Source organism: Candidatus Nitrosopumilus sp. bin_6a, assembly GCF_054095695.1.
The window spans coordinates 1-18432 of record NZ_JBSWSR010000001.1 but is presented as its reverse complement, the minus strand read 5'-3'; the positions used below and the strand labels follow the sequence as shown (position 1 = coordinate 18432).

Sequence of the window (18432 nt, the reverse complement as noted above, 5' to 3'; positions counted from 1 at the left end):
AATCTGTTTACATTCTTTTCAAATAAAACCGTATTACTTTGGTTAGTAGCAAATATTATTCGGTTCTAAAAACAATTTTTGTGAAAAAGAGAACATTTGCAGTGGATATTGATGGTACTATTACTGAAAATGGCGGTGGTCGGATTCATCTAGATGCTCTAGAGGCATTACGACGTTTAACCACCATGGGTCACAATGTCATTTATGTAACAGGACGTTCTTCTGTTGAAGGATTTCTGCTTTCTGTTTTTGGTGGAACCACAAAAATTGCTGTAGGTGAAAATGGAGGTTGTATCACATTGGATTCAGAAGATCATATTTTGTTGGGTAAAATCGATGAATGTAAAAGTGCTTTTGATATACTAAAAAGTAACATCGATAACGTAAAAGAGAAACGTGTTTTTCCTAGGATGACTGAAGTTGTTTTGGAACGGACTTTTGATTTAGATCTTGCTAGAAAATTACTCTCTGAAAAAAATATTTCCGTAGAGTTATCTGATAGTCAATATGCATATCATATCAATTCTTCTGGTATTAACAAAGGATCTGGTTTTACGAGGATTATGGAAAAATTATCTATTTCACGTGAAGATGTAATTGCCATTGGTGATAGTGCAACTGACATTCCTCTGTTTAAAATAGCAAAAACTAGTATTGCTTTGGGGAATGCATCCGATCAGGTAAAATCTGAAGCAAATATGGTGGTATCTGCAAGTGCAGGTGATGGTGTTCTTGAAGCATTAGATAAATTAGCACCTAAATTATCTGAGATATAATATGACATTCAAATCAATACTGGATGAAATTGAGAATAATCTGAACAAAATCATATCTGATCTATCTGTATCTGATGTGCAGTTTTCTGTTGAACCTGCAAAACCTGGTTTTGGTGATGTAAGCTCTAACATTGCTTTCTTACTTACAAAACAACTCAAAAAAAGCCCTCGAGAAATCGCTGAAATGCTTTCTGAAAAATACTCTGCTTGCAGAAATACTCTTGTTTTAAAATCTGAATCTCATACATCTGGATATCTTAATTTCTATGCAAACTGGGACAAACTAAATCAGTTGATTTTATCTGAATCTTATCTTGAAACCTGTGGTGATGTTGATATTGGCAATGGGTCGACAATAGTGGTTGAACACACTAGTGTAAATCCAAACAAAGCTCTTCATATTGGACATATTAGAAATATAATCATAGGTGACACTATTTCTCGAATTCTACAAAAAGCAAAATACAAAGTCAATGTGTTAAATTACATTGATGATTCTGGACTTCAAGTTGCAGACATCATAGTTGGATTCAAACATTTTGATTATGATCAAGAACCTCCAAATGGAAAAAAATTTGATCATTACTGCGGTGATGATGTTTATGTTAAAACGACTGAAAAATACGAGGCTGATCCTAGTCTTGAAGATATTCGAAAAAATGTTCTAAAAGAACTTGAAGATGGAGATTCTGAAATTGCAAAATTTGCAGATAAAATAACTAGGCGGGTATTAGCAGGACAACTTGAAACTTGTTGGAATCTTGATGTTACATATGATTGTCTGAATTTTGAATCTCAAATCATTCGTTCTGGTTTATGGAATGAAATATTTGAAAAACTACAAGAAATGAACCTCGTCGAATTTGAAAATGAGGGGAAAAACAAAGGCTGTTGGGTAATTCGTGGTGAAGATAAGGAAGAGGACAAAGTAATTGTTCGTAGCAATGGGACTGCTACATATATTGCCAAAGATATTCCATATGCTGCCTGGAAACTAGGTTTACTTGAAGATCCATTCAATTATGAAAAATATCCCTCAGAACAGCCAAATTCACGTATTTTATGGCAAACCACTTTGGATAAAACAAATCCTATTTCCAAAAATTTTACTGGCGAAAAAGTTGTCACTGTAATTGATTCTAGACAAGCTAGATTACAAAAAATAATTACTAGTTTGATGGGGAAATTTAAATCGACACCAGATGCATATAATCACCTTGGGTATGAGTCAGTCACTTTAAGTTCTGAAACTGCAAAAACTCTTGGTTTGGACACTGATGGAAAACAAGCTCAAATGTCTGGTCGTAAAGGACTGTATGTAAATGCAGATTCTGTATATGATATTCTAAAAGAAAAAACAAAAGATGAAACTAGAAAAAGACATCCTGAAATGAGTGATTCTGAAATTGATTCTATTGCTCATCTGGTATCTGTTGGGACTTTGAGATATGAAATGATAAAACAAGATTTAGATAAAATTATCACTTTTGATTTGACAAAATCTCTTAGCTTGGAGGGTGACACTGCGCCTTATATTCAATATACTTATGCACGAGCGTCTCGAATTCTGGAAAAATCTAAGCGTACTCCAACAATTGATGTTGATTTCTCTTTGTTGAAAGAAAAACCTGAATTAGATTTGATCAAAAACATTGGACTTTTTAATTTACAAGTTAGGGATGCAACAAACAATCTTTCACCTAAAGTTATTGCAAGATATTGTTATGATCTGGCCGTGGCGTTCAATTCATTTTATGAAAAATCAAAGGTCTTGGATTTGAATGATGTTGATCTTGAAAATGCTCGGCTATGTTTGGTAAATTCTTTTAAAATCGTTTTAGAGAAAGCATTATCTCTTTTAGGAATCAAAGCTCCTGATAGAATGTAATGTCCTAGAGAGATAATACTCTTATCTCCCTAGGGATACTTTGCTGAGCCGAAACTCTGTAAAGTATCTTGGCGTGCAAACCAATTACTGTCAGTTGAAATCAATCAAGCCATAAATGTTCCTAATGATATAATGAGCACAAAATAGAAGCAAATTGTCTTAATTTTAGTTCATGTGTTTTTATTGCACACTTTCATACAAAATATGAATTTATTCTCTTTATCGTGTCTTAACTTGTTATTTATTTCCTGAACAGACACCATTTAATTTGAAGATTGAATATGATTGAAACAGGTATGGGAAAATATGACGACTGTTATTGTTATTGATGATAATAAGGACATTGTTAACTCTATGTCTGAACTTTTAGAATTGTATGGTATTGATGTTGTTGGAAAAGGGTATGATGGGTTGGAAGGATCTAAATTATTTGAACAATTACGTCCTGATGCGGTTTTATTGGATTTGATGATGCCAAAATATGATGGAAAATATGCCTTGAAAAAAATCAGAGAGATTGATCCTAAAAGTACAGTTCTAATCGTTACTGGCGGTTCATCTGATTTGATGAATGATGAACTAAATTCATTAAAGCCTACAAAAATCTTATTCAAACCTGTTGATACAAGCAATTTGGTTGAAGTGATTTTAAAGGAAACAAATACTACTATGCCCATTAAAATACAATATTCATTTAATGACGATTCTAAATCATATACTTGCCCTCTTACCTTTGAACAATATCAAAATTTCAAAAAATTACCTATTCTTGCAGAATGTAGAATAGTTCCAACTAAAGAAAAATACGTGAAACAGCCTAGAGAAATAATGCAAAAAGCACTAGACTTGGCTGCGAAAAATGATATTAGTCATATTCAAAAATTGTCTCAAATCGTTGAATAGATGATTATTTTCTAGGTCTTCTGGGGTTTTTCTCATAAAATTTCTCGATGTTTTCATTCCATTCTTTGTTTTCTGGAAGTTTTGTCCTATCGTGAGGTCTTTTTCCATTAATTGACAATATTGCACTGTTATCTTGATAAAATCTATCTGTTTCATTTATCAGTATTTCTAGAAATTCAGATGCTTCTTTAACTTCTTCCCCTTTAGGTTCTCTATGATTCAAAATGAATTTTACAAGCGTCTCAATCTTTGCTATTTTTATTCTGTATTCACTAAGAATTCTATGTTCTAAAGAAATCATTTCGTTTTGATGGTGTTTTACTAGTGTATGTTCATTTCGGTGTTGGTTTTTCCTGAAAAATTGACTGTTTAACCATACATTGATTTGTCAATTGTAGCATCTGTTGTATTGCCTTGTGTTGAAAATCCACTGAAATTTGAACGAAGAATTTTTTGAATATGTCCTGAAACTCTAGCAACGTTATCCCACGTATTGTGAAATGAAACTCTGTCTAGAACCTCTTCATCCACATGAGAAAATATGGCCAACCCTGCAATGTTTTCCCCATCTTTGATCCATTGATGACCTACATGGCATATGGTGCAAATTTCACTTATCTCCATTATTGCTTTTGAAAATGATGGATTTTTCATTACTAATAATTTTGAATCTTGAGCTGGAAAACGCATATTTACATTCACATGAATTCTGTCCGTCCTGTTTGCATTTTTACTAATTATCACATTTGCACCCACGTGAAATTGCCAGTCTATGATCTTGCTCTTCTCTCGAATCTTTTCGGTTTGATCTTCGTAATTGATGTTTGTTACTTTGATATATTCTTCAACTAGGTCTTTCATTTGTTCTGATGTCTTTGCCATAATCGTAATCATTCTCTGTTGGATATATGCATGCTAGAAAAAAAGGAGTTAATGGCTGTGTCCACAACCACAGGAATCATGACCTTCATGTCCTTGGGATTCTTTTCCTGCGCATCTGGAACATTTGTCTGATCCCATTGGAGAGAAAAAACTAATTCCACATGACACACATTTCATGTTTGACATACTAAATCTAAAAAATTGCTGTATTTAATGAATACGCATTATTTGGAATAAGACAAATGGTGCTATTTTAAATCTCTTGAAAAATTACTCTTCTTTTTTCTGAAATACTCTGTATTCTCCAATGATGGAATTACACTTATGACAAGTGTATTGTCCTCTTTCTATCAAAATTAATCCATCTGCAACTGCCTCATTTGGCTTCTCTTCGATTTGTATTTGTGTTGCTCCTTGAAATTCTGAATTACATTGTTTGCAAAAATGTTTTGACATTTTTGCTGTATCTAGTTTTTCAAGTGATGACAAAAAGTGCTTATCTATATTTGGAACAAGTTTTGATTTTGTTATCTGTTCGTCTGTAAGATCTGCATAAATCCATCCTCCTGAGCCATCTAGTTGAATTTCTGTCAATTTGTTCTATTGTTTTGATTGGCATTAAAAAACTGTTTGAATCTATAAATTCTAAAATTAATTTTCTTCTGGAAAAAAAGTCAGTCTCCTTTACTTTGGAGACTCTGTAATGCATTAACTAGTTTATGTGAGCATTGGGCTCTTCCAGCTAACACCGCGAGATGTCTCTGACTCAATACCACGGATAAGACAATGTTTTTGTTAAAAAGCCAGAATCAAAAATTATTACTTTTAGGTTAAATTTCTAAACGTCCGATCAATAGCGCTTAGAAGTAACTAATTATTCTATAATTTTCTTAAATTTGAAGAAATTTTTGAGAACCAGTCGTAAAAACTGTTAACACAAAAATTTTCCACACACTAATTGAGATCGAATTCTATCCGTGTGGGTAATTTCAGATGTTGTATCGGTCTTACTATTCATTTGAATAATCTGCTGCCTTTTCTTTTGAACGATCATAAAGTATTCTTGCTTGTTGCCATGAATACCATACAAAACTCCATGTCAAATCATCTATTTCTTGACGTTGTTTTTCTGTAATTTGCATATTTCGTAAATTATAGATTATTTTGCCTCTCATGGTGCCTAACCTGATTCCTAACATCATGCACTCTCTATTGTTTTTGGGTAATGTTTTCCCTCTGAAATTTTCAGGAGCAGAATCAAATGACTCAAAATGTTCTGGTTTCCATTCAAATTTCGATTTATCAAAAACTTCAAGAATTAACGCTACGGTGTCATAATCCAGTTTTTTCTTATTTAATTTCTCTTTAATTAATTCCTCTGAAACATTTTTAATTTCTCTATTGAGTTTTTTCTCTAATTCTTTGAAGGATTTTGATTTTTCACTCAATGACATGTTGCTTGAAATTGCAAACTTAAGCGTATTGGTATATATTATCTTCTAATTTTTTTCTTTGTTGTCTTTTTTATTAAACACAAGATCAGAATCGCCTTCATCTTTTTTCCATTTATCAAATTCTTTTTTCTGTTTAATCATTTTCTCTCTATATTCTTCTTCCATTCTGAACTATCTATGATGTTTGTAAACTTAAGCATATTGATACTAAGAATTAATGAATACCTTTGAGTTTGAAATAGTCATCATTTCTACCATTTTAACTGGGATGCAAGTCTCGTTAGAAACTTCTTCCATTTCCTTTACGTGTTTTTCTTTTAGGTGTTTTAGAAATTCTTCCTCTTCTATGTTGTTTTGTTTGTAATTGCAAGATGGAAAAACACAGTTAAAATTCAATGGTGTATTACTACTGTGGCTATTTTTAAGAATTTGCCATTATCTCATGGTGGTATATGAAATATACAAAATAACTGAAACTATGACTGAAATTCCTATGATGATTCCCATTTCTTTTCTTGAAAAGACGTTTACCCTAAAACTCATGAATTCTTTCAAACTTTTGACCTTAATAATCTACATTTGGGAGGTCTCTGATTTTGATCTTGTTTTTGGCATGTACAAAAGATAAAGAAAATCAGTAGATTCTTATCTAAAATTTTTAGGAAAAACACATGGCAAAAATCAAACAAAATTCCCCGGTACTGTTCTTTTATAATAATTCAAAAAAATGGTTGGCAAAAATTTCAAAAAATGAATCTTTTCATACTCATATAGGAATACTGAAACATTCTGATGCGATTGGAAAAGAATATGGTTCCAAATTAATCACGAACAAGGACAAGTATGTCTATCTTCTCGAGCCTACTATGTATGATTATGTAATGAGAATTCAACATGGGACTCAAATTGTATATCCAAAAGATATCGGTTACATTATTGCACGAGCTGGGATAGGGGACGGTCAAAAAATATTAGAAATTGGAACTGGAAGTGGCTCGCTGACTTCGTTTGTCGCAAGTGTTGTTAAACCTCGTGGACATGTATACACATTTGATGTGGATGAAAATTTTATGAAGATCGCTGAAAAAAATATCAAAAAAGCAGGAGTTTCAAAATATGTGACACAACATAATATGGATTTGAAAACTGTTAAAAAAATGCCTTTGGAAAACATGGATGTTGCATTAATTGATTTAGGTGATCCTTGGGTTGTTATTCCGCAAGTCAGACAGATGCTTAAAGGAAGCGGAAGCATATTTGCAATTTGTCCTACAATGAATCAATTGGAAAAACTAACTATGGCTTTAGTTGAAAATGAGTTTACTGATATTGAATCCACAGAACATATTATTCGAAATATTGAAGCTAGGGAAGGAAAAACAAGACATTCTTTCCAAGGTATTGGTCATACGACATATTTGTGCTTTGCAAGAAAGGCCTTTTTTGATAGAGGTATTCAATTGTCTCCGGAAAACTCTGCATCCAGCGATACTAAAAAAACAAGTTCAAAACCTGTAAAGAAATCTACCAAAACAACCAAAAAAACAACAAGCGCTGCAAAGAAATCTACTAAAACAACCAAAAAATCTCCCAAAAAATAACTCTGGCTGTCTCACATAAAACAAGATTTATTCGGCTATTTCTTAGAAGATAACGCATGATAAGAAAGAATCTGACTTTATCCATTGTAAAAAAATTCATTCCTGCTAGAAAAGCAAAATCTAGAAAGGGCGATAATGGCATTGTCCTTGTTGTTGGTGGAAGCTATATCTATCATGGTGCTCCGATTTTATCTTCTATTGCTGCATTGAAATGTGGTACAGATCTTGTTTATACTTCAGTTCCCAAAGTTAACGTTACTCCTACTAGATCAATATCTCCTAACCTGATTGTAATTCCATTAGTTGATCAAAAGCTAACTCTTGGTGCCGTAAACAAGCTAATTGGTGCGTTACCTCATAATCTACATTCAGCTACAATAGGCATGGGTCTTGCAATCCAAGAAAAAAATTCTCTATTGCATTTTGTCAAATCCTTACTTGATAGAGATGTTAGATTGTCGTTGGATGCAAGTGCATTAATTCCTGATGTGTTGCCTTTACTTGCAAACAAAAATGTTGTAGTTACTCCTCATGCTGGGGAGTTTAAACGGTTATTTGGTGAATCTCCATCAAACACTAAAAATGAAAGAATCAAACTAGTAGAGAAAAAGGCAAAAGAGTTTGGAATTACTGTATTGTTGAAAGGAGCTACTGATGTAATTTCTAATGGTTCTGCTACCTATCTTAATGAGAAAAAAACTCCTGCAATGACTGTTGGTGGAACAGGTGATGTCTTGTCTGGATTAGTTGCTGGATTATTATCCGTTAACAGAAATCCTTTGGAATCTGCAGCAGCTGCCACATTTATCAATGGTTTGGCAGGTAAATCTGCACAAAAAAAATTAGGATTACATATGACTTCTATGGATCTTTTAGATGAAATTCCGGCTGTCATGAAGCCTTTTGACAGAATTGTGTGACTAGAATATGTCTTTCACAAAACATATTGATTCTCATATGGATGATCTTATCGCTGATTTGCAAACGCTAATTCGTCAACCAAGCGTGTCTGCAAAAAATGAAGGAATTGAAGAATGTGCAAAATTAGTGGAAAAATTATTAAAAAAATCAGGTGTTAAATCCGAAATTTTGAGATTGAGGAAAGGTGTTGCTCCAATTGTATATGGTGAAATAAAATCAAAACAAAATCCTGAAAAAACACTGATGTTTTACAATCATTATGATGTGCAACCTGCTGAACCATTTGATTTATGGGATGATCCTCCATTCAGCGGTGTCAAAAAAGGCAATAAAATTTTTGGGAGAGGGGCAACTGATGACAAAGGAGAACTAATTACTAGAATCAAAGCAGTTGAGGCATGTCTTAAAACAACAGGTGATGTTCCATGCAACATTAAATTTGTAATTGAAGGTGAAGAAGAAACTGGTAGTGAACACATTGAAGATTATTTGAAAAAATACAAAAAGAAGTTTTCTTGTGATGGTGTAATTTGGGAATTTGGATATGTTGATGCAAAAAATAGGCCTATTGTTGGGCTTGGCATGAAAGGATTACTCTTTGTAGAATTGTCCGTACAGGAATCCGTCCGTGATGCTCATTCGAGTTTGGCAGTTTTGATAAAAAATCCTGCATGGAGATTAATTGAAGCTGTAAACACACTTCGAAATTCTGATGGTAAAATTCTCATTAAAGACTGGTACAAAGAAGTTTCATCTTTATCTAAAAATGATTTGGAAATTATTCAAAAAGAACCTTTTGATGAAAACGTGTTTAAAAAAGAATTTGGAATCAAATCTTTTGTAGGTAACAAGAAGGGTTTGGAGGCAAAAAAAGCATTGGTTGGAGATGCAACTTGTAACATTGCAGGATTTGTTTCTGGTTACACAGGAGATGGCGCAAAGACTGTTCTTCCTGGAAATGCACTTGTAAAAATAGATTTTAGACTGATTCCTAAAATGGACCCAAAAAAACAAGTATCTAGATTAAAAAAACATCTAAAATCAAAAGGATTCTCAGATATTCGCATCAAAGTATTTCATGGAGAGGCTGCTGCTAGAACAAAATCTTCGCATCCTTTTGTTTCTCAAGTAAAGGCTGCTGCTGACAAATCTTTTGGCAAATCCATTCTAAATGTATCAAATGCAGGAACTGGGCCCATGCATCCTTTTGTAGAAATTCTAAAAGCTCCGTGTATCTCTATAGGAAGCACATACATGTTTTCTAGAATACACTCTCCAAACGAGTTTGCAAGAATTGATTTACTCAAGAAAACTACAAAATGCATGTGTATGATAATGGATAACTTTGGAAAAAACTAATGAAGACATCTAGGTAATTTCTTGATTATCTGTACAAGTGATATTCTGCCAGGACCTGCAATCATTATGAGTAATGCAGATGCAAGCAAAATCAAATCTAATTCTACTCCGCCTTTTCCAGTAATGCTTGATGCTCCTTTTACCATAAAAATTGCCCCTAACATAATAACTGAAATTAATGATGCAGATAATCTGCTTAATACCCCGATAATTATCAAAATGCCTGGAATTAATTCTGCCAATGCGATAGGAATTTGCATTTCTGCTGGTAATCCCATGTTGGGTAGATTTTCTGCAAAGCCTGGATTAAATTTTGAAATTCCGTGAAGAATGAAGATCACTCCTAAGGCTGATCTTAATCCCATAAAGACAATGTCGTTTAGAAACTTCTCCCTTATCTCTGCAGTTGTCAATGCGTTATTCATCAATTTTCAGTATAATTATTTTGCCCATGAATTACTCGTTAAATGTAGAAAGCCCTTTATTATGCGGCAAAATTATTTCAAATATGTCAATGTATATGCCAGGAGCAACTGCTGTTGGAATTACTTTTGATGGTGGTGTAGTTTTTGCTAGTGAAAAAAGGATCGCATTTGGAAACTTTTTGGTAAGTAAAACTACAAAGAAAACATTTCCAATTACTCCTAATGTTGGCGCAACTTGTGCTGGTCTTGTGGCTGATATGCAAATTTTGACTTTACAAATTGCAGCACTTGCTAAAATTAGAAAGATGGAGCTAAAAAGAGATGTTCCTCCAAATACTGTAGCTAAAATGATGTCAAATATGATGTATGAAAGAAGATACTTTCCACTCTTGACTCAAGTGATTGTAGGTGGGGTTGTTGACAAACCTATCATGTACACTCTTGATCCTTTAGGTTCTGTACTTCCTGATGAATTTGCTGCAGTTGGAACTGGAGCAGAAATGGCATTGGGTGTCTTAGATCCTCAGTTCAAACCAAACATGACTAAAGATGAGGCAGTTGATTTAGCAAAACGTGCAGTTCGCGCAGCTGCTCTTAGAGATTCTGCAAGTGGTGACGGAATAGATATCCTTGTAATCACTAAAGATGGCACAGAAGAATATTCAGAAGATATCAAGTAATCAAAATTTTTAGAAATTCTATTTATTCGTAAATTGTTTTACCTGTTTCCCAAAATCTGTCTGAGATATAATGTATGTTTTTAATGATTTCCCCTTTTTCCATGTTTTCTAATTCTGAGCTTGCAACTAATGACTTTCCAATTGCTAAAAATTTATGTTGTGATTCCTCAACAATACAAACAAGTTTGTCTTTTTCAAACTCTGTAAATTTTTTAATACCTGGCCTCATCACGTTTGCTCCTTTACACATGAATTTGACTGCTCCCATATCTACAGTTACTGATGGAAATTTCTCCAAAGTTTTTGTTTCTGATAGAAATGGAAGGTAATCGTCATCCACCTTTAAAATTTTAATTCCGCTACCTGTGATGATTTGTGCGTCATCTAATATTTGATGAACTTTGACATTTTTAATTCTAGGGAATTCTATTCCCCATCTTTCTGAAACTGTTTTTAAAAGTGCAGATGTTTCACTTTTTGAAATTAAATTAGACTTCAATCTCTAGCAATCTCTTGTCTGATATCTAACAAATCTCTGAGAATTGAACTGGCAGTTTCCATTCCTCCTGCACCCTTTCCGATAATTGTTTGAGTTCCTGAATGTTCTGAAGTAAATGCAATTGCATTTAATGTTCCGTTAACACATAGGGGATCGTCATTAGATACTTCCTTTGGTCCTACTATGAGATCTTTGTTACATGAAGCAATTAATTTGATTGAAGAATTATTTTTTGAGGCTTTTTTGATATCTTCGGAAGTAATTTTTCTGATTCCTGTACAGTTAATGTCTGGGAGTGTTACTTTCATTCCCATTACCCAGTTTGCTAAAATCACTAATTTTGCTGCTGCATCTAATCCGTCCAAATCTAAAGATTCGTCAGCTTCGACATATCCTTTATCTTTTGCATCTTTTAGCGCATCGTTATATGATATCCCTGTTCCCATATTTGTCAAAATGTAATTTGTGGTTCCGTTGAGTATTCCAGCAAATGATGTGATCCTTTCACCTCTGAGGCTGTTTTTAGCATAATCTAGAATTGGAGTGCCTCCTCCAACTGTACCGCTAAATTTGAACATGACTTGATTGTATGTTGCAAGTTCAAGCAATGAAGGAAATGCCAAAGCTAATGGTCCTTTGTTAACTGAAATCACATGCATTCCTTTTTTCATTGCAGTAGTAATATGCGTCATTCCAGGCTCTGCATCTTTGTAGTTGCTTGCTGTGGTCTCGATGAGAACATCAGCTTCTACGTTTTTCAACATGTCTATTCCTGACATTGTATTTTTCTTGTCTGCATAATTTTTCACGGTTCCAAATTTTTTCTTCACATCAATTAATCTGCTAAAATCTAATCCTGATTGATCTACTGCACTTCCTTTACTATCAAACACTCCTACTACTCTTGGTTTTAATCCGTATTTTGCATAAAGATCTTCTGATCTAGAATCAAATAATTTTACTAAGCTTTGACCTACTACTCCAAAACCACATAATATGATTCTCAAACCATTTCATTCCTTTTTGTTATGTTATCTTGTGTCATTATGTTTCTCTTAATTTTCTTATCATTAATTGTGTTTTATTAATAATTTTTGAATATTATTTTACCTATGGCATTTCTTTGATTATTTGTGACTATTCTACATTATTGTCATTTTCATGTTGTAATGAAATAGAATTGATACAATATCTTTGATTTGTTGGCTTTGGACCGTCATCAAACACATGACCTAGGTGTGCCCCGCATTTGTTACAATTAACTTCTGTACGAACCATCCCGTATGCTGAATCCGAAATATATTGAATTTTTTCTTCTGAGATTGGTTCCCAAAAACTTGGCCATCCTGAGCCTGAATCAAATTTAGTGTCTGATGAGAAAAGTTCTTCTCCACAACACACGCATTTGAAAATTCCTTTTAATTTGGTGTTGTTATATTTTCCAGAAAAAGGTGGTTCTGTTCCATGATTGATGCAAATTTCGTACTGATCTGGAGTGAGTTGTTTTTTCCACTCTTCTTGACTTTTCTCAATTTTCTCTATCATGATATTTTTTGTAGTTTCAATTATTAGAGTTTTTTCTATTTTTCTAATTTTTTTCTCTTTTCTTCGGTTCTTTTTTCAGACTCGAATCGTTCTAAATCATATTCTTTCATATCTACATATTTCATAATCTTGCTTAAATTTGGATGAACTTTGTTTATTTGTTTGAACATTTGTTGTGCAACCCGTCTATAATCTACATGTCCTTGTGGAACTGTTCTTAACTCAATTAGATGGCATGCTTCTCTGAGATTGAATTTCATAAAATATGGATAGTTATATCCAAAGTTTACTACATACTGCCCTTGTTCTGGATACTTTGTTCTAATTTTATCAAATGTTTCTTTTGTTTTGTTCATACAATCTTTGAAGTCTTTCTCTATTCCTAAAATTTTTATTTCATTTGGCATGTTATATCCGTGATCTGTTGTAAGAAGCTGTCTCTGTAGAGTTAATGCTCTGTGTCTGTGGAAATCTCTGAACATTCCAAAATTGTTACACAAATCAAATGTATAGTAGATATTTTCAAATGCTCTTGACGGTCTGTGACGTCTGTTTGCTCTAATTTTTGTAAAATCTTTGATGATTAGAATTTTTTTCTTATGGGGCATTTTTTTTACTTGTTGCAGAATATTTTGGTATGATGTACTAGGGGATTGATCATATATTATACTGGTAATGATCTTATCGATGGATTTTTTTTCTGGTTCATAATCTACAAGTTTTGTAATTGTTCCTTTCTTTGGATTAGGCTTGATTTCCTTTGAAGAAATTAATTTTGATTTATTTTTAATGTCATTGAGGTATTTCTGAAATGCTTTACCGTATTTGTCATCTGCTCTTCTTACGAATGATTTGATAGTAGTGTCTAACTCTTTCTTGATTTTTGAGGCTAAATCTTGCTCTTCTTTTAGCTCAGACGCTCCTAAAACCGTTAAAAGATATTCAAACGCTCGTCCGTTTCCGGTAATCCCAACATTTGTTAAAGTTGATGCAGGTAATAATCCTCTTAGAATATCGAGTGCTTTAGCTTTAGTTGATCCACGATAAATCATGTTTGCTGATTTTATGTCTGATTCGTTTTTTAGTTTGTGAAATAATTTTTCTTTTCCATCTGTAGAATCTTTGAAAGTGTATTTTTCTATTGGATATTTTTCTCTTACATAGTTTACCATCGGTTCTATATTCTTTGAATAAATATCAAATGAAAAATTACAACTGTCTTCATACATATCTGCAAAACGTGATTTCATTATTTCTGGATCTCTGTAAAATCGATACTTTCCTTTTTCTTTTTTATTCCAAGCTACGTATCTGGATGACTTTTCCAAATATGACAATCCAATTCTCCTGTCTTCAATTTTTTTTACTGCAATGTTTGACAATCCTTCAATTGCAATTTGTGCTTCACCTAATTCTGCAACTGAGTCGTCACCATATTCTAAAAGTACTCTATTGTAAAATTCCTCTCCTCTGTTTTTATTTTTTAAAAATTCATCAAGAAATATTCGTCTCATACTTTTATCAGTTCTACTATATCTTGACATTAACGCACCACGATCAACTTGACGTGGAGTAATTATTGCAAAGACATTGTCTTCTGCATTTGAAAAGTGACCTGATAGAATATTTTTTTCTTTAATTGAGAATTCTGACAACAACGATATGTCAATTCACAATTATTAATAGTCTATTTCTTTTTTCCAATTTGAATTAGATCGGGACCTTTGTCTCTGTCTTTATCTTGACCTTTTGCTTGCCATCTAAGTAATACTTGTTTGAATGCTTCGGCATCTTCTTCACTTTCCGTATACATCAAAGTTGTAACCCAATATCCTTTTTTGGCAGTTTTTCCACCGATAGAATTCATCCAAAAATCGCTTGGCAAAGTCTCCATTGCTTTATTATTCGGATCCTTGGTGGCTTCAGTCCATCGACTTGCAACAAAATTCAAAATTTGTTCAAGTTCTTCTTTTTGAATCATGAGCCTGCTATTTTGTCTCTAAATTTTAAAATTGCTGAAATTCAACCGATTTTCAGTTTAGTGAATTTAATCTTACTAAAACTAAAAACATTTCTTACACTTTGTCGGTTATACAAATCTCTAAACTATCACACATGACAAACAACGATATCGAAATTATCGGTAAAAATGTCAAAGACATGTACGGAACATTCATGGGTAAAGTCGTAGGAACAATAACTGACTTTGACGGAAGTATTCAATCCGTCGGAATTGACTGCGGTTCACAAGGATTACAGCAAATCCAATATGAGCAATTAGTAGTTCAAGGCGAAGTTGTTATTTTTATTCCAAAATGGAGACTCGACTCACAAAGACTCATTAGAGAAAAACAATTAACTCTACGTCGATTGAAAGCATTGATTGACATTGTTTCAGAAAATGATGACATGAAAACAGATGCAGAAATAATTCATGAAAAATACAAGTCAAAACTTGTATCATTAGATGAAACAGAACGTGAAATCAAAGCAATACTTGAGGCAAGATTGACTGAGTTAAATGAACAAATGAAGTCAGCTAAAATGTTATCGTTTGATGCAAAAGTACAATACAAGAGCAATGAAATCTCTGATGCAACATTTGAGACTGTGAAATCATGCACAACTGAGGTAATTGAGCATGTGACTCACGAAACAGCAGAAATCGCAAATGTAAAGAGCAGAATTGCAGACCTTGAATTGGAAGTGCAAGAGATAACATCTCCTTCAACACCAAACGTCCAAGAATCAGCCCGTTCATATCTGGAGACCACTGAACACGAACAACAAGTTGTTCAGACAATACTTCCAGAAGTACCAGTCGAATCAACAATAATACCTTCAGGACTAATTGAGGCACCTAGTACCCCTATACCAGAACCTCCAAAAGAATCTGAGGTAGCATTTGCATTTCCAGAACCACCCCAACAGGTGACAGCAGAAACTTCAAACGACGACAATGATAACGATTGGCTTGCAAGAATGGAAGCACAATAATTTTTTTATATTATTTTTTAACACTTAGAAATAGCAAAGTTAAATGGTTTAGCAATAATCTGTACAGGATTATTTTTTAAACACGAATTCTTATTCAACAATGGCAACAAATGTTGATTTGTATGGCCAATATTCGCAAAACGATACTTGGTCTGTGAACCAAGTTTCTTGATTTTTGATGGAGGGAATCAACCTAAAACATTAAGGCCCTTTGACGGCCTAACTATCACTAAATGAAGATTGGTCTGTGAATCTACTTCAAAGAGTCTTGAATTATAGGAATGATAACAATAGTTAGCACTAGAATTAACTAGTGCTTTTATATTAAATAATATGAAAAAAAATATTTTACATTGAATCTCTTTAGTATGATTTTGTTATTGTTTGTTTTTTCAATTCCAGTTGTATATGCTGAATCATCTAACACTGGAATTGTTTATTGGAAACAAGAAATTGTTTCTTCAAATTCTTTTGTTGATATCTATGTACAAGATGATGACATGAACAAAAAAGAATATCCAAACTTTGCAGATAAATTTACAATTAATGTTTGGTCTGATTCTTCACCTGAAGGTCTTGAAATTAAAGTAGTTGAAACTGGTGTGTACAGTGGTATCTTCAAGGGCAGTGTTTACGTTGCAAACTCTGGAAATACTGAAAATAATCGCCTTGTTTCTATGCCTGGAGATATTTTGTATGCAAAATATTTTGATTCTATTACATCTGATGGTAGTAGTTCTGAAATTATTTCAGTAGCAATTGTAAAAGTATCGAACCAAAACATGGATGAACTATTGAACAAAATTGATCCTACATTACGTAGTCAAAAATCATCTGATAAACAAGTCCCTATGTGGGTAAAAAATAATGCAGGATGGTGGTCTGACGGAACAATCTCTGAATCTGAATTCCTTTCAGCTATATCATTTTTAATTAAGGATGAAATCATCAAAGTCCCTATCAATAATGTCTCCTCGAAATCTTCTGATAGTGTTCCAGATTGGGTAAAAAATAATGCAGGTTGGTGGGCTGATGGCACTATTTCAGATGGTGAATTTGTTAATGCCATACAATATCTAATAAAATCTGGATTTCTTTCAGTTTCGATTATATCTGATTTTGAAGATAAACCTATTGAAAAATCTACAAACAATGATTCCACATTAGCCGCACTTGAAGCAGAGTTGGAGAAATGCTCTGAAATTGTTAAAGCATACAAAAGAATTGATTGTGAAAAACCAATTGATAAAGCAATCATGCTTTACAAATACAAAACCAATGCTGAACACTTTGATTTAGGGCCAATAACATATCATTGGTTTGGTGTAGGTTCTGAAGGAAATGAATTTGAAATCACTTCTTCAGGACAAGCAATATTGTCAGTACGTATGCTTGCAGAAAATACTAGCTCAGAAATCACTGCAATAAACTGTACTAGTCCTTCAATATGTGCATATGATGTCTGGGATGGCTCAAAAGCATTCAAGTATTCTGGAATGGACTTTACCAGTGGGCAAATAGTATTGAATCCTGGTGATTCACGAGAATTCAATATTCTCTTTGGACCCAACATTGGATATGGTGGAACTGAGTTTGAGTATGATTCTTCAAAAAGTTATACATTTAGAATCGATGAAACCTTTGGAAGTGCAAACATTCCTCTTAATCTAAATTAAAAATTGTGTTTTTAATATGCTCAAATCTAAATTTATTTTGGAAAATCCATGTACTTGAAATGGTCTAAATTCAAATTTTATGATTGGATTCCAATGATAGTTAGATTACAATCTGTAAAAGATGAGAATTGGCAAATAGTTCGCAAATCCATGCTCAAAACAACTTTACAATTCAAGTATGATACTTTAGAACAATGGCTTGAGAAAAACCAATATTCTAAACAATCAAAGGTTCAGACACAACATTATGTGCAAGCATTAAGGAGAAGTGGTTTAATTGAATAATTTTTAATTGAACATCTTTTGTCTCCTGGGGAAATCCCCTAATCTTTTCATTCAATACTCTGAAGTTCATACAAACCAAACATTATTGTAAATTTAGTTCAATAACTCCCAGTCATTATTTCCACACTTGCAAGAAACACCTGAATCTTTGAGGTATTTTGGATATTCTAAATCAGAACATGGTCCCATTTCTGGAATAGAAAATTTTGTTTTACAGTTTCTGCATCTTACAACTATAGATTCCATAGTTACAAATTCTCTATTTTGTCACATACACGTTTTGAAAAATAGCATCCTGCAAATGCTGCAATAATTGCAGGGATTAACGTGATAAGAAACACTTGAACAATTAATTCAAAATAAATGCTGTAAATCAAACTAGGTGAGACTAGTTTTCCTAATAAAACTTCGTTGTAAGTATACATGATGTATGGATAATAAAACATGTAAAATGTAGAACCTAGAATACCGGCTCCAACGTATTTAGCATATTTATAGTTTAATTTTGAAATAATATAATCAGATACAATCAAAGGAATCA

At 33.0% G+C, this 18432-nt stretch carries 23 protein-coding genes and 1 pseudogene; 10 read left to right on the top strand and 14 right to left on the bottom strand.

All coding sequences use genetic code 11. The features are described 5' to 3' along the window. Positions 1-80: 80 nt before the first annotated feature. From ACW9XA_RS00120 to ACW9XA_RS00110, 3 genes are all read left to right on the top strand, one after another. Positions 81-776 (top strand): phosphoglycolate phosphatase, encoded by a 696-nt coding sequence (locus ACW9XA_RS00120; protein ID WP_457762438.1) that lies wholly within the window; start codon positions 81-83, stop codon positions 774-776. Between the two features lies 1 nt (position 777). Beyond that, positions 778-2664, top strand: a complete 1887-nt coding sequence (locus tag ACW9XA_RS00115; protein ID WP_457762437.1) for an arginine--tRNA ligase — start codon at positions 778-780, stop codon at positions 2662-2664. Positions 2665-2970: 306 nt separating this feature from the next. Then, positions 2971-3567, top strand: a complete 597-nt coding sequence (locus ACW9XA_RS00110; protein ID WP_457762436.1) for a response regulator — start codon at positions 2971-2973, stop codon at positions 3565-3567. A gap of 4 nt (positions 3568-3571) precedes the next feature. On the opposite strand, the gene ACW9XA_RS00105 is transcribed toward ACW9XA_RS00110, so the two are convergent. The 6 genes from ACW9XA_RS00105 to ACW9XA_RS00080 all read right to left on the bottom strand — a co-directional run bounded on the left by ACW9XA_RS00105 (position 3572) and on the right by ACW9XA_RS00080 (position 6299). Continuing rightward, entirely contained in the window at positions 3572-3868 is a 297-nt protein-coding gene (locus ACW9XA_RS00105) for a hypothetical protein (RefSeq protein WP_457762435.1), read from the bottom strand. A gap of 68 nt (positions 3869-3936) precedes the next feature. Continuing rightward, positions 3937-4449, bottom strand: a complete 513-nt coding sequence (locus ACW9XA_RS00100) for a hypothetical protein (RefSeq protein WP_457762434.1) — start codon at positions 4447-4449, stop codon at positions 3937-3939. A 48-nt stretch (positions 4450-4497) separates the two neighbouring features. Beyond that, on the bottom strand, positions 4498-4635 hold the full coding sequence (locus ACW9XA_RS00095; RefSeq protein ID WP_179372614.1) for a hypothetical protein: 138 nt from the start codon (positions 4633-4635) through the stop codon (positions 4498-4500). Between the two features lie 84 nt (positions 4636-4719). After that, positions 4720-5043, bottom strand: coding sequence for a hypothetical protein (locus tag ACW9XA_RS00090; RefSeq protein ID WP_457762433.1), 324 nt, complete (start codon positions 5041-5043; stop codon positions 4720-4722). Between the two features lie 416 nt (positions 5044-5459). After that, positions 5460-5903 carry a hypothetical protein gene (locus ACW9XA_RS00085; protein ID WP_457762432.1) on the bottom strand — a complete coding sequence of 148 codons (444 nt, stop codon included), beginning with the start codon at positions 5901-5903 and terminating at the stop codon, positions 5460-5462. Positions 5904-6110: 207 nt separating this feature from the next. Further along, positions 6111-6299, bottom strand: a complete 189-nt coding sequence (locus ACW9XA_RS00080) for a hypothetical protein (RefSeq protein ID WP_457762431.1) — start codon at positions 6297-6299, stop codon at positions 6111-6113. A 275-nt stretch (positions 6300-6574) separates the two neighbouring features. On the opposite strand from ACW9XA_RS00080, the gene ACW9XA_RS00075 reads away from it, so the two are divergent. From ACW9XA_RS00075 to ACW9XA_RS00065, 3 genes are read left to right on the top strand one after another with little or no spacing between them, the layout of a single operon-like run. Beyond that, positions 6575-7504 (top strand): tRNA (adenine-N1)-methyltransferase, encoded by a 930-nt coding sequence (locus ACW9XA_RS00075; protein ID WP_457762430.1) that lies wholly within the window; start codon positions 6575-6577, stop codon positions 7502-7504. A gap of 56 nt (positions 7505-7560) precedes the next feature. Beyond that, positions 7561-8424: an NAD(P)H-hydrate dehydratase gene (locus tag ACW9XA_RS00070; RefSeq protein ID WP_457762429.1), complete on the top strand. Its 864-nt coding sequence runs from the start codon at positions 7561-7563 to the stop codon at positions 8422-8424. Positions 8425-8431: 7 nt separating this feature from the next. Then, positions 8432-9784 (top strand): M20/M25/M40 family metallo-hydrolase, encoded by a 1353-nt coding sequence (locus tag ACW9XA_RS00065; protein ID WP_457762428.1) that lies wholly within the window; start codon positions 8432-8434, stop codon positions 9782-9784. On the opposite strand, the gene ACW9XA_RS00060 is transcribed toward ACW9XA_RS00065, so the two are convergent. Beyond that, positions 9781-10197, bottom strand: a complete 417-nt coding sequence (locus tag ACW9XA_RS00060) for a DoxX family protein (RefSeq protein WP_457762841.1) — start codon at positions 10195-10197, stop codon at positions 9781-9783. The two genes, ACW9XA_RS00065 and ACW9XA_RS00060, sit on opposite strands and share 4 nt — an antisense overlap. A 95-nt stretch (positions 10198-10292) precedes the next feature. Between ACW9XA_RS00060 and ACW9XA_RS00055 the strand changes: the two genes are divergently transcribed. Further along, positions 10293-10889: a proteasome subunit beta gene (locus tag ACW9XA_RS00055; RefSeq protein ID WP_457762427.1), complete on the top strand. Its 597-nt coding sequence runs from the start codon at positions 10293-10295 to the stop codon at positions 10887-10889. A gap of 22 nt (positions 10890-10911) precedes the next feature. Here ACW9XA_RS00055 and ACW9XA_RS00050 read toward each other — a convergent pair whose 3' ends face one another. The 5 genes from ACW9XA_RS00050 to ACW9XA_RS00030 all read right to left on the bottom strand — a co-directional run bounded on the left by ACW9XA_RS00050 (position 10912) and on the right by ACW9XA_RS00030 (position 14914). Then, a complete protein-coding gene (locus tag ACW9XA_RS00050; RefSeq protein ID WP_457762426.1) occupies positions 10912-11388 on the bottom strand; it encodes a PUA domain-containing protein in 477 nt (158 codons plus the stop codon). Beyond that, entirely contained in the window at positions 11385-12395 is a 1011-nt protein-coding gene (locus tag ACW9XA_RS00045) for a homoserine dehydrogenase (protein WP_457762425.1), read from the bottom strand. The genes ACW9XA_RS00050 and ACW9XA_RS00045 overlap by 4 nt, the downstream gene beginning before the upstream one ends. A gap of 130 nt (positions 12396-12525) precedes the next feature. Next, positions 12526-12933 (bottom strand): peptide-methionine (R)-S-oxide reductase MsrB, encoded by a 408-nt coding sequence (msrB, locus tag ACW9XA_RS00040; RefSeq protein WP_457762424.1) that lies wholly within the window; start codon positions 12931-12933, stop codon positions 12526-12528. 35 nt (positions 12934-12968) lie between these two features. Further along, the gene (locus tag ACW9XA_RS00035) at positions 12969-14588 is read right to left on the bottom strand and encodes an FAD-dependent thymidylate synthase (protein WP_457762423.1); all 1620 of its coding nucleotides are present in this window, start codon (positions 14586-14588) and stop codon (positions 12969-12971) included. Positions 14589-14620: 32 nt separating this feature from the next. Then, positions 14621-14914 carry a hypothetical protein gene (locus tag ACW9XA_RS00030; protein ID WP_457762422.1) on the bottom strand — a complete coding sequence of 98 codons (294 nt, stop codon included), beginning with the start codon at positions 14912-14914 and terminating at the stop codon, positions 14621-14623. Positions 14915-15048: 134 nt separating this feature from the next. Here ACW9XA_RS00030 and ACW9XA_RS00025 point away from each other — a divergent pair, with 134 nt between their 5' ends. The 3 genes from ACW9XA_RS00025 (at position 15049) to ACW9XA_RS00015 (ending at position 17891) form a co-directional block, all read left to right on the top strand. Continuing rightward, positions 15049-15930 carry a CdvA-like protein gene (locus ACW9XA_RS00025; RefSeq protein WP_457762840.1) on the top strand — a complete coding sequence of 294 codons (882 nt, stop codon included), beginning with the start codon at positions 15049-15051 and terminating at the stop codon, positions 15928-15930. Positions 15931-16304: 374 nt separating this feature from the next. Beyond that, positions 16305-17606 (top strand): hypothetical protein, encoded by a 1302-nt coding sequence (locus ACW9XA_RS00020; protein WP_457762421.1) that lies wholly within the window; start codon positions 16305-16307, stop codon positions 17604-17606. Positions 17607-17660: 54 nt separating this feature from the next. Beyond that, on the top strand, positions 17661-17891 hold the full coding sequence (locus ACW9XA_RS00015) for a hypothetical protein (RefSeq protein WP_457762420.1): 231 nt from the start codon (positions 17661-17663) through the stop codon (positions 17889-17891). A 93-nt stretch (positions 17892-17984) separates the two neighbouring features. On the opposite strand, the gene ACW9XA_RS00010 is transcribed toward ACW9XA_RS00015, so the two are convergent. Together ACW9XA_RS00010 and ACW9XA_RS00005 are read right to left on the bottom strand one after the other, a co-directional pair. Beyond that, on the bottom strand, positions 17985-18137 hold the full coding sequence (locus tag ACW9XA_RS00010) for a hypothetical protein (protein WP_457762419.1): 153 nt from the start codon (positions 18135-18137) through the stop codon (positions 17985-17987). Positions 18138-18139: 2 nt separating this feature from the next. Beyond that, positions 18140-18432 (bottom strand): annotated as a pseudogene (locus ACW9XA_RS00005) (hypothetical protein); the annotation flags it as partial.